This window comes from Microbacterium sp. UBA837 (assembly GCF_002296025.1).
In the GTDB taxonomy this organism is placed as follows: domain Bacteria; phylum Actinomycetota; class Actinomycetes; order Actinomycetales; family Microbacteriaceae; genus Microbacterium.
In genome coordinates this window covers 1-9,500 of the sequence record NZ_DBHD01000201.1, presented here as the reverse complement: position 1 = coordinate 9,500, position 9,500 = coordinate 1, and the positions used below count along the sequence as shown (strand labels likewise).

Genomic DNA, 9,500 nt, shown 5'->3' with positions numbered 1-9,500 from the left:
GGAGGGAGCGGCTTGCGCTCGAACAGCGCGCGGTGGGCGAAACCGGCCAGGAGGCCTCCGACCAGGGGGAACACGATGAACACCCACAGCTGGGCGAGTGCCTCGCCGCCGCCGTAGATGGCAGTCGCGATCGAGCGGGCGGGGTTGACGGAGGTGTTGTCGATCGGGATCGAGACGAGGTGGATCATCGTGAGCGTGAAACCGATGACGAGTCCCGCGAACTTCTCGGCGTTGCGCTGGGGATGCGTGACGCCGAGGATCACGAGCAGGAAGATCGCGGTGAGGAGGATTTCGGCGACGATGGCAGCGCCGAGGCCGAACCCGCCGGGGGATGCTGTGTCGTAGCCGTTGCTCGCGAAGCCGCCATCCTGTGCGGCGCTGAGCCACCCGTCGGGTCCGAACAGCCCGATGAGCACGATGAGTGTCGTGCCGACGGCGCCGCCGATGACCTGAGCGATGAGGTAGCCGGGAACGTCCTTCCACGCGAAGCGTCCGGCTGCGGCGAGCCCGAACGTGACGGCCGGGTTGAAGTGGCCGCCCGAGATCGGACCCCAGGTGTAAATGCCGGCCATCAGGGTTAGTCCGAAGGCGAGGGAGACTCCGAGGAAGCCGACGCCGAGCGAGGTGCCGTTCTCGCTCGCGCCGAAGTTCGCGGCGAACAGGGCGGTGCCGATCGACCCGAACACGAGCAGGAACGTACCCAGTGCCTCGGCGATCAGCTTCGTTGCTGTGCCGGGGGTGGAAGTGGTTTCAGCCATCTCTGGCTCCTTTCATTCGGCCGAAACCTAGCGCTCTCAGGCGAATCACAGGCAAACGACATGCCCCGCGCGTGCGAAATCACCCCGGTTTTCACCTGTGACCCCGCGGTCGGGCCGCGGTTCGCCGTTCAGAGCCGGCCGAGCGCCTTGAGCGCGAGGTAACGGTCGGCAACGCGCGGTGGCAGTTCCTCGGCGGATGCCGACAGGGCATCGACGCCCGCTCGGGAGAGCGCCGTCACCATTCGGTCGGCGTCCCACCGGGCCCGCTCCCGGGCTGCGGCCTCGAACGCATCGGATTGTGACGCCTCGGTTTGCTCCGGCTGGGCCGCGGCGACCAGAACGTGCGTGTGGCTGGGAACGAGGGGGAGAGCGCCGAGGAAGCCGCGCGAGGCCTCCGGATCGTCGTGCGCCGTGAGTACGACGACCATCGAGGGTCGGGTGGTCAGGAGCCGGGCCTGCGCAAAGGCGGCGTCCCAGTCGGTGTCGATGAGCCCGGCATCCACGGCGACCATGGCGTCGACGAGGGCCGGCAGCAGCGCTGCGCCGTCGCGGCCGGTCACCCGGGCACGCACTGCTCGGTCGAACATCAACAGGTGGATGTGATCGCCCGCTTGCGCAGCGAGCGCTGAGAGGAGGAGGGCTGCCTCCATCGCGGCATCCAGTCGCACACCGTCATCGACCCGTGTCGCCGCCGTGCGACCGGTGTCGATGATGATGACGATGTGGCGGTCGCGCTCGGGGCGCCACGTGCGCAGCATCGTGGCGCTGGCCCGGGCCGTGGCGCGCCAGTCGATCGAGCGCACATCGTCGCCGCGCACGTACTCGCGCAGGGAGTCGAACTCGGTGCCCTGCCCCCGGACCTGGACGCTGGTGTTGCCGTCGAGTTCGCGCAGCCGCGCAAGGCGTGAAGGGAGGTGACGCCGCGAGGTGAACGGCGGCAGAACACGGATGCTTCCCGGAACCGCGATGAGTGCGCTCCGACCCGCGAGCCCGAGAGGCCCAGCCGACCGAACCGCGAGTCCGGCGCTGCGCAGTTCTCCGCGCCGGCGCGGCAGCAGCGAGGTGACCACGCGACCCGAAGCGCCCGGGTCAATCCGTATCACCGCCGTTCCGGTAGTAGCGCCAGCCGTCGGCTGCCAGGCGTCTCGGACGCGGATGCGGAGGGTTCGCGTACCTGTATTGACGACTGCTGCCGTCACCTGCGACGGCTGGTCACGCAGCACCTTTGTCGGCCCAGCGCGCGTGATGTTCACCCGACGCGGATTGGGGGCTGACAGCACATCGAGACCCAGCAGGAGGAGGCAGAATCCGAGCCAGGCGGCCGCCCCAGCCCAGGCGGGGATTCCGCCGACCGAGCCGAGGATCACGGGAACAACGCCGGCCCCCACGAGCAGGGGGTACCGACCGGTCACATACATACGGCGCTCACAGCGGGACGCGTGTTTGCTGCAGGATGCTCTGAAGCAGTGCCTCGACCGAGACGCCTTCGAGCTCGGCATCCGGGCGAAGTCGCAGACGGTGCCGCCACGTGGGCAGCAGCATCGTCTGCACGTGGTCGGGGGTGATGGCCGGTGACCCCCCGAGCCACGCCCACGCTTTCGCCGTCGCCAGCAGCGCGGTTGCGGCGCGCGGGCTCGCACCCAGCTGCACGGAGGGGCTCTGCCTCGTCGCCTGCGCGAGGTCGACAATGTAGCCCAGGACGTCGTCCGCGGCTGTCACGTTCCGGACCGCAGCCTGGGCCGCCCGGAGGTCGGCGGCGGTGACGACGGTCTGCACGCCGGCCTCGTCGAGATCGCGCGGCGAGAAACCGTCGGCGTGTCGGCGCAGCACCGTGACCTCCGCGTCGCGCGCGGGCATGTCGACGATGAGCTTCAGGAGGAACCGGTCGAGCTGCGCTTCGGGGAGGGTGTAGGTGCCCTCGTGCTCGATCGGGTTCTGGGTGGCAGCGACAAGGAAGGGATCGGGCAGCGGGCGGGTCACGCCGTCGGTCGATACCTGACGCTCTTCCATCGCCTCCAGCAGGGCCGCCTGGGTCTTCGGCGGCGTGCGGTTGATCTCGTCGGCCAGCAGGATGTGGGTGAAGACCGGCCCCTCGCGAAACTCGAATTCGCCCGAGCGGGCGTCGTAGATGAGCGAGCCAGACACATCGCCGGGCATGAGATCGGGAGTGAACTGCACGCGCTTGGTCTCAAGCCCGAGCGCGCGGCTGAAGGCCCGTACCAGCAGCGTCTTGGCGACACCGGGTACGCCCTCGACCAGGACATGTCCGCGGGCAAGCAGCGCGATCAGGAGGCCCGTGATCGCGGCATCCTGCCCGACGACAGCCTTGCCGATTTCGTCACGTACGCGACCGACGGCGGCTCGGGCGGAATCGTCGGCGGTAGGGGCGTCGGCCGTGGTCGGTGCCGGGTCGGAGGTCGTCATCGGTTGTTCCTTTCAGGGTGAAGTGCCGACCGTGCTGCGGCTTCGAGTCTGCGCAATCGGTCGTGAAGCTCGTCAAGGTCGCGCCGCGACGTCGGGGGTGCGCCGTCCAGGATGGTTCGCGCTTCCTCCCGCGAAGACACCGACACGCTGGCCAGTGCGTCGGCGACTTCTGCTGCCGACGACGACCCCGACAGACCGAGCAGCCGCGCGATCCGCACGCGCGCGCCGTGGCGCAGCAGGGACGCGGCGTGCGCAGTGTCGCCGGATCGTGCGTAGAGGTGCGCCCGCCCCCGCGTCGTCTCTTCGCCGCGCACCGTCACCGGCAGCCGTTCGCCGACAAGCGGTCCGAAACGGATGCCGCGCCAGAGCGCCGCCGCGACGGCGGCCACCAGCATGAGGACGATCACGGGGCTGACCCACGGGGGAGTGAGTTCGCCGAGGGACGGGCTGGCCGGGTCCAGGTCGGTGTCGGCGACGGACGGAACGTACCAGACGAGCGTGGCGTTTCTTCCCATCAGACCCAGCGCGAGGGCGGCATTGCCGTCCTCGGCGAGGTGTTCGTTCGTGAAGAGCGCAGCCCCGTCGACTGCCGACACCCGCTGGGTGCCCGGGACATCGGAGCGGACGGTTTCGCGCACCAGCAGGGCGAAGCCTCCGGCTGCCGGATAGCACTGGGCGGCATCCGTAGCGAGGAAGACCGTTCGCGGACGGATCGCTCCAGCCCGTTGCGCCTCCGGTACCGAGCACTGCGGCTGCACGAGCGCATCGTCGGCGACGCCCACCGCGTTCGCCCCATCGGCTATCAGGCGCAGCGTGCGCGAGCGCGGGTCGATGAGGACGACGTCTGCCGCTGGCGCGGCAAGGGCGGAGATCGCGTCGTCGGAGAGCGCAGGTGCATCGGGGAGCACCAGTGTCGCCGCGCCGTCACGCAGTTCTGCGGCAGCCTGCTCGTGCGAGCGGACTACCCGCACCTCAACGCCCTGCTCGGCCAGGATGCGTGCCAGCGCCCGGGTGCCCGTCGGGGCCGCGGACTCAGGATCGAGCGACTCGCGCTGGCTCCATTCGCCGCCACCGACGATGCTCGCACCGACGATTCCGACCGCGATGAGCCCGACGATGATCGCTATCCATCCGAGTATCGAGCCGCGGCGGGCGCTGGAGGTCGAGAGGTCGGCGCCAGCAACACGCCGCTCGCGGACATCGAGGCTCATGACGCGGGAACCTCGGCGGGTGCGCCCTGCGCGGATTCGAGCCTGGCCAGCGCGCTGTCGGCCGCGGCCACCACGACGTATCCTGTCTCGGTCCCGGGCCGCTGAAGGTAGCGCACGTCCTCGAAGACGGTGGCCGCTTCCCTGGCTCCCGCGCTCACCGGCGCTGCCAGAGCATCTGCGCGCACCGCGAACTGCCGTGCAGTCGTTCCGGGAGCGAGCTCGATCAGTCCCCGTTCGTCCAGGCCGCGGGCTGCTGCCCGGAAGCGCAGCACGATCGCCGTGTCCCAGTCTCGACGGTTCCGGGCAGCCTCGGCTGCCGTCCGCAGCCCCTCGGCGGTTCGATAGTCGATGTCTCCGAACAGTTCTCCGGTGCGGGCTCTTCGCGAGGACGTGCGCCGAGGTACCCCCCACACGAGAATCGCGATGACGATGACAGCGATGGCGATGATGGCGGCGACAAGGGCGAGAATCGCCGCCCACTCCGGCGCGACGTCGGGTGAGAACAGGGAGGCGAGGGCATCCCGGGCCGCCTGTGCGGCTCGGTCGAACCAGGTCGGCTGCGCCGCCTGATAGACCGGATCCGCGAGCTCCTGCACAGCCCAGTCTCGAGCTTGCTCGCCATCCGGAATGAGCGGGATCTCTGAGATCACCGAGGCATCGCCCATGTCGTCTGATCGTCATCGGGTCCGGCGGTCGGGGCCGGCGGCGATTGGTCTGGGGCCGGCGGGACGGCTGCGGGCGACGCGGATGTCTGTTCCGCGGCGGGCGGGGGAACGATCGTGTAGCCCGGCGGAGGGGCGAACGGGGCAGGTTGCCCGTACGCGGTGGGCCAGCGCGGTTGAGCGGCGCGCCCAACGTGAACGACGTACGGGTCGGGGAGGTCGGTGTCTCCCGCGTCTCTGCGATCTACGTACTCGAGGAGGTCGAGGTCCAGGCCCTCGTGCCGCATCCGACAGTCGATGTACACGAGTCCCGCGGCGGTGGATTGCACGATGACCGCGACCGACTGGATGAGAAGCGTCACGATCTGCGTGAGACCGAGGGTTGCGACAACGCCGATGATCGCCGCTGCGCTCTCATCACCAGTGGGGGCGATCACCGTTGTCAGCGCGGAGGCGAGGAACGAGAACGGGATGCTGACGACCTGTGCGACGGCACCGAAAACGAGCGATACGAGCACCAGGATTCCCAGGATCACCCAGAACCGGCCCCGTGAGAGCCGCCATGAGCGACCGAGCGCCGCCCCCAGCGACGTGTGCTCGACGATCAGGACCGCCGGAACGAGCAGAAGCTTCACGGCGAGCCAGAGGCTGAGGGGGATGGCAGCGAGGATCACCAGGATTCCGAGGATGACCGCGGCGGCGGGAACGGCGACAGCGAGCACGGCGATCAGACCACCGACGATGATCACGATCACGCCGATCGCGAGCGAGAGAAGGATCGTGTAGCCGATCAGTCGCCAGGCCACGGGCCGCACACGCTGCCACAGCATCCGCAGCGTCATCTTTTCGGCCACCGCAGCGTGCAGAACGTCGGAGATCACCACGGCCTGAACGAGAACACCAACCGCACCAGCGAGAAGACCGAGCACCAGGCCCGACAGCGCGGTGAGCGTTATCGATCCCGTCAAGACGGCATCCCACTCGTCGGTGCCCGCCGGCACCGTGTCCAGCCGTGAGAAGCTTGCGAACGCGATTCCCGAGATCGCAATGGTTACGACAAGGTATGCGACGGTCTGCACGACCATCGCGAACCCCAGCAGCACCTTGGGGTTGTGCCGCAGCGCCGAAAACGAACGACCCAGAATCGTGCCGAACGTCAGCGGCTGCAGCGGGATGATCCCGGGCCGCGGCGCAGGCGTCCAAGACGGGTACGCGGTCACGGGTTCCTCCTACAGGCTGGAATCGACGCGAGTTTCCATCGTGTCACACGGGACGCAGACCCGCTCATGCCAGTTACCATCGCGTCGGGCGTGCCACCCGCCGCCCGAGCCGGCACCGACGCGCGCGCGAATCAACGGCGTGCGCACAGGTGGAGTCGACTACTCTCGGGGGAAGCACACGCGGCCGCCTGCCGCCAGTGCGCAGGCTGGACGCAAGGAACGAAGGCGCGATGAACTCACGCATCCTGGTTGTCGACGACGACACCGCACTGGCGGAGATGATCGGGATCGTGCTGCGCACGGAAGGGTTCGACACGGTTTTCTGCGCCGACGGAAACGCCGCTGTGGACACCTGGCGCGCGGAACGCCCCGACCTCATCCTGCTCGATCTCATGCTTCCCGGTCGCGACGGCATCGAGATCTGCACGGCTATTCGTGCCGAGTCGGGCATCCCGATCATCATGCTGACGGCACGCACCGACACCGCGGATGTCGTCCGCGGGCTCGAATCCGGTGCTGACGATTACATCGTCAAGCCGTTCAACCCGAAAGAGCTCGTGGCCCGCATCCGGACCAGACTGCGCCCCGGCGGGCAGCCGTCGCAGGAGACGCTGCGGATCGGGAATCTGACGATCGATGTCGCGGGCCACGAAGTACGACGCGGTGATGACGTGATCTCGCTCACGCCCCTGGAGTTCGAGCTCCTGGTCGCGCTTGCCTCCAAGCCGCAGCAGGTGTTCTCGCGGGAGATGCTCCTCGAGCAGGTCTGGGGCTACCACTACAAGGCCGACACGCGCCTGGTCAATGTGCACGTGCAGCGGCTGCGCGCCAAGGTGGAACTCGACCCCGACAACCCGCGCATCGTGACGACAGTGCGCGGTGTGGGCTACCGGGCCGGTGCTGTGGAGTGAGCGTCGTCGACGATCGGGCCGCGTGCAGCGGTCGCGTGAGGTGAGACAGTGGGCTCCCGAGGGGCCGCCGAGCCGTCGTTTCGTCCGCTGATCTGGCGGCGCAACTGGAGGGCGTGGCCCGACAACCTCGTGCACCTGTGGCGACGCTCGCTGCGGTTTCGCACACTCTCGGTGACGATCGTGCTGACAGCTTTCGCCATCCTGATCGCCGTGACCTGGACGGCCCTGGCTATTCAGGATGATCTTTTCGCGTCCCGGCGCGACGAAGTCACCGAGCAGGCGCTTCGCGCAACGGCATCCGCGCAGACAGTGCTCGACGGAGCCGACACGCAGGGGGACCCGGCACAGATCCAGCGCGTGTGGCTCGGGTTGCGCACTGCCCTGCAGCAGCAATCGTCGACCGACATGATCGCGACGTTCCGGATCGGGGCCTCTGATCCCGCTGCGCAGGCATACCGCGTCGGCGAGTTCGACACGGCGATCATTTCCGAGGGCCTGCGTGAGAAGGTGCGAGCCGACGCCAATCAGCAATGGTGGCAGTCTGTCGCCCTCGACGCCGCAGGCACCCCGGGCATCGTCGTGGGGCAGCAGCTGATCTTCCCGCAGGTCGGCGACTTCGAGGTCTACTACGCGTATGGCCTTGAGGGAGCTGATCAGACCCTGCGGTTCGTGCAGGCCACACTGTGGGTCGTAGGGGTTGCCCTGGTCCTGCTCATCGGGGGCATCGCCTGGTTCGTGCTCCGCTCGGTAACCACTCCCATCGGTGAAGCTGCACAGACCAGCGCAAAGCTCGCGGCGGGGGAGCTGGGGGTCCGGCTGCCGGTGCGTGGCGAAGACGAGCTCGCGACGCTGGGCGAGTCCTTCAACGCCATGGCGGACAGCATCGAGACGCAAATCAAGGAGCTTGCCGATCTGTCGCTCGTGCAGCAACGATTCGTCTCCGATGTCTCGCACGAGCTGCGAACCCCGCTGACCACTATTCGGCTGGCCGCCGACATGCTGAACGACCGTCGGGATGATTTCGATCCGGCGACAGCGCGCGCCGCCGAGTTGCTTGCCGCTCAGGTCGAGCGCTTCGAAGTGCTTCTGAGTGACCTCTTGGAGATCAGTCGGTACGACGCGGGATCCGTGCAGCTTGAACTGGAGCCGACGAGCCTTGCCCACGTCGCGGAGGACGTCATCGCGTCAATGGAGCAGATCGCTCACCAACACAACACTGATCTACGCTTGGTCGCCCCCGGCGGTTACTCGCCCGTGGACATGGACGCCCGGCGCGTGCGCAGGATCCTGCGGAATCTGATCGGCAACGCGATCGAACACGGGGAGGGTAAGCCGGTCGTGGTCACCGTGGACAGTAATCAGCAGGCCGTCGCCGTTGGGGTGAGAGACTTCGGAATGGGCATCGCCGCCGAGGATGCCGCACGCGTGTTCGATCGGTTCTGGCGCGCCGATCCGTCCCGCAAGCGAACCCTCGGCGGCACGGGACTGGGCCTTGCGATCTCGCTCGGTGACGCGAAGCTGCACGGGGGAGACCTGGCAGTGTGGTCGGAACCCGGACGCGGTGCCCACTTCGTGCTCACTCTTCCACGCGGCGCGCACCGGACGGGGCCCGCGGCGCTTCCGTTGGACTCGCCGATTCCGCTCGACCCCGGTGACGAGAACACGGTCGACGCTTTCGAACACACCCAGCCGATCTCGACGATTCCGAGCGGCGATCGGGCGGCGGGGGGCGGATCATGAGGCGGCTCATCGGCACCGTGCTGGCGATACTCGGCATCCTGGTGCTCTCCGCTTGTGCGGGACTTCCTGTCAGCGGTCCTGTCACGGCCGGCCGGCCCGTCGACGAGGTACGCACCGGACCCGAGGTGCGCTTCTTCCCGGACGGACCGCAGCCGGGCGCCACCCAGGAGGAGATCGTCGAGGGTTTCCTGCTCGCAGGGTCCGGGTCTAGCGCTGACTGGGCAACCGCCCGGTCCTTCCTGGCGCCCGCGATCCAGTCCTCATGGGACCCCTCAGCCGGTGTGGCGGTCGTGCCCACCGGCGAAATCGTTGCGCAGCCAGCGGTCGACGACACCGTGAAAGTCATCCTCGCTCCCGTCGCCAGCGTCGATGCGACGGGCCGCTACGAGCCGGCTCTGGGCGGCACCGCGACACTCGCGTTCGAGCTGATACAGGTCGCAGGCCAATGGCGGATCTCCAAGGCTCCCGACGGGATCGTCCTGGACGAAAGCGTGTTCGGGACAGTGTTCCATCGTTACTCCGTGATGTACTTCGATACCTCGTGGACCTATCTCGTTCCCGACGAGAGATGGTT

Annotated in this window: 8 protein-coding genes and 1 pseudogene; 3 read left to right on the top strand and 6 right to left on the bottom strand. The window is 68.3% G+C overall.

What is annotated here, in order from left to right:
* From aqpZ to B3587_RS14315, 6 genes are all read right to left on the bottom strand, one after another.
* The coding region (aqpZ, locus tag B3587_RS14340) for an aquaporin Z (RefSeq protein WP_292729889.1) at nt 1-758 on the bottom strand (758 nt) is incomplete at its 3' end.
* Between the two features lie 128 nt (nt 759-886).
* The gene (locus B3587_RS14335) at nt 887-2,176 is read right to left on the bottom strand and encodes a DUF58 domain-containing protein (RefSeq protein WP_267189544.1); all 1,290 of its coding nucleotides are present in this window, start codon (nt 2,174-2,176) and stop codon (nt 887-889) included.
* Between the two features lie 7 nt (nt 2,177-2,183).
* Nucleotides 2,184-3,182 (bottom strand): AAA family ATPase, encoded by a 999-nt coding sequence (locus tag B3587_RS14330; RefSeq protein WP_228177580.1) that lies wholly within the window; start codon nt 3,180-3,182, stop codon nt 2,184-2,186.
* A complete protein-coding gene (locus B3587_RS14325) occupies nt 3,179-4,393 on the bottom strand; it encodes a DUF4350 domain-containing protein (protein WP_228177581.1) in 1,215 nt (404 codons plus the stop codon). Before B3587_RS14325 ends, B3587_RS14330 begins: the two co-directional genes overlap by 4 nt.
* Nucleotides 4,390-5,058: a DUF4129 domain-containing protein gene (locus B3587_RS14320; RefSeq protein ID WP_292729884.1), complete on the bottom strand. Its 669-nt coding sequence runs from the start codon at nt 5,056-5,058 to the stop codon at nt 4,390-4,392. The genes B3587_RS14325 and B3587_RS14320 overlap by 4 nt, the downstream gene beginning before the upstream one ends.
* The gene (locus B3587_RS14315; protein WP_292729881.1) at nt 5,040-6,275 is read right to left on the bottom strand and encodes a hypothetical protein; all 1,236 of its coding nucleotides are present in this window, start codon (nt 6,273-6,275) and stop codon (nt 5,040-5,042) included. The genes B3587_RS14320 and B3587_RS14315 overlap by 19 nt, the downstream gene beginning before the upstream one ends.
* Nucleotides 6,276-6,505: 230 nt before the next feature.
* Here B3587_RS14315 and mtrA point away from each other — a divergent pair, with 230 nt between their 5' ends.
* The 3 genes and pseudogenes from mtrA to B3587_RS14300 all read left to right on the top strand — a co-directional run.
* Nucleotides 6,506-7,186 carry an MtrAB system response regulator MtrA gene (gene mtrA, locus B3587_RS14310; protein WP_292729878.1) on the top strand — a complete coding sequence of 227 codons (681 nt, stop codon included), beginning with the start codon at nt 6,506-6,508 and terminating at the stop codon, nt 7,184-7,186.
* 48 nt (nt 7,187-7,234) lie between these two features.
* Nucleotides 7,235-8,926: an MtrAB system histidine kinase MtrB gene (mtrB, locus tag B3587_RS14305; RefSeq protein ID WP_228177585.1), complete on the top strand. Its 1,692-nt coding sequence runs from the start codon at nt 7,235-7,237 to the stop codon at nt 8,924-8,926.
* Nucleotides 8,923-9,500, top strand: a pseudogene (locus B3587_RS14300) (hypothetical protein); the annotation flags it as partial. The gene mtrB and the pseudogene B3587_RS14300, both read left to right, overlap by 4 nt.